We start from the raw sequence: 1,816 nt of genomic DNA, 5'->3' as shown, positions 1-1,816 counted from the left end.
GCCGCGCTCTCGATGATGTCCACGCCGAGTTCGCCGGCCGCGAGCAGGTTTGAAAATATGCGCCGCTCATCGAATCGTTTCATCTTGACGGCGTAATCTACTGGATGCCCCTTGGTGTTCAGCAAGTAGGTGCGCCCGACGCGCACGATCGGTACCACTCCGACGTAGATCGGCTTGGCGAGGCGCCGGTTCAGTCGATACTCTTCCCGGCAAGCGCGGCGCCTGCCTTCGATGCGCGTGAAATCGACAAAGCCCAGGTCGACTGGCTTTTTGATCTTGTACGCAAATCGACCGGCGAGATACACGACCGAGATGTGCGTCTCGATTCGTCGAATGCGCCCCGCGGGATGTCGATATGTGCATGACCGACGCAGTGCAGCATCCAGAGTGTCCCAGCCACGACGAGCGGCATCTTCGCGTCGCGACGCGTGAATTGATGGTCGGTTCGACATGGCGGTGCCTGGGCGAAATGAGGGGGATACTTGGGATTCAACGGCGGGCCGCTTTATTCATTCGGCGCGGACAATATGGCGCTGCCCGGAAGCGCCCTCCTCAATAGTTCAGCACAGAAGCGGTAACTCGGCGATGGTCTCGCCCGCGTTAGCCATCACTTACGATCCGAGTCCCTGCGGCGCCGCTCAGCATTTCCTCTATCTGGTCGAGTGCGCCAATGACGGCAGGCCGTCCGGTTTGCTGTACGAAGTCGCAAGCCGCTTGTACTTTGGGACCCATCGATCCCGCTGCGAACGACATCGTCCGCAATTCGGAAACTGTCCCCTCCCGCAGCGGACGTTGGTGCGGAGTGCGCCAGTCGAGATAGACCGCGTTCACGTCGGTCACGATGAGCAGGATGTCGGCGTCCACTTCAGTGGCCAGAAGCGCTGCGCACAGGTCTTTGTCGATGACCGCCTCGATGCCCGAGCAGGTTCTGCCGTCGTCTCCGACGGTCACGGGAATACCACCGCCTCCTGCGGCGATGACGATCGTGCCGTGATCCAGCAGACATCGGATTGGCTGGAGTTCCATGAAGCACCGGGGCTTCGGCGAAGCGACGACACGACGGAAGCCGGCTCCGTCCGGCGCGATCTTCCACCCGTTGGCAACCGCAAGACGCTTGGCCTCGCTCTGCTCGTACACCGGGCCAATCGGCTTGGTCGGGTGTTCAAAGGCCGGATCGTCTGCTGCAACAGCGACTCGCGTGAGCAGCGTGGCGACCGGACGGGTCAGCGGGATTGCATTTGCCAGCTCCTGTTCGATCAGATAGCCGATCATGCCTTCCGATTCGGCATCGAGCACGTCGAGCGGCGTTGCGTCCGCGTTCGCTGCAGCAGCCTGTAGGGCCAGCAGACCGACCTGTGGGCCGTTGCCATGGGCGACGATCAGTTGATGACCGTCGGCCAGCCGCGCGAGTTGCTGCGCGGCCTTGCGGATATTGTTGATCTGATTTGAGATCGTGAGCGGTTCATCGCGCCGCAAAAGCGCGTTGCCTCCCAGTGCAACGAGTATGCGCATGACGTCGTCCTATCCTAGCGTTGCGACCAGCACGGCCTTGATTGTATGCATTCGGTTCTCGGCTTGCGAAAATACGATCGAGGCATCCGATTCGAACACGTCGTCGGTGACTTCGAGCTCCGACAAGCCGTATTTCTCGTGAATCTGTTGGCCGATCTCGGTCTCGACAGTGTGATACGCGGGCAAACAATGCATGAAGCGGGCACGTGGTTTGCCGGTGGCTTTCATCAGCGCGGCATTGACCTGATACGGTCTGAGCAGTTCGATGCGCTCACCCCACACGTCGAGCGGCTCTCCCATCGAT

1 protein-coding gene and 2 pseudogenes are annotated in these 1,816 nt (G+C 60.8%); all 3 read right to left on the bottom strand.

Annotated elements, in window-relative coordinates:
- A pseudogene (locus AWB67_RS37185) lies at window positions 1–305 on the bottom strand (aminoglycoside phosphotransferase); the annotation flags it as partial.
- Window positions 306–600: 295 nt separating this feature from the next.
- The gene (gene arcC, locus AWB67_RS37180) at window positions 601–1,512 is read right to left on the bottom strand and encodes a carbamate kinase (RefSeq protein WP_087660782.1); all 912 of its coding nucleotides are present in this window, start codon (window positions 1,510–1,512) and stop codon (window positions 601–603) included.
- A gap of 9 nt (window positions 1,513–1,521) precedes the next feature.
- Window positions 1,522–1,816, bottom strand: a pseudogene (locus AWB67_RS37175) (ornithine carbamoyltransferase); the annotation flags it as partial.

Source organism: Caballeronia terrestris (assembly GCF_001544515.1).
GTDB lineage: Bacteria > Pseudomonadota > Gammaproteobacteria > Burkholderiales > Burkholderiaceae > Caballeronia > Caballeronia terrestris.
Note: the sequence above shows the minus strand (reverse complement) of the source record. Positions and strands in the feature narration are given on the sequence as shown.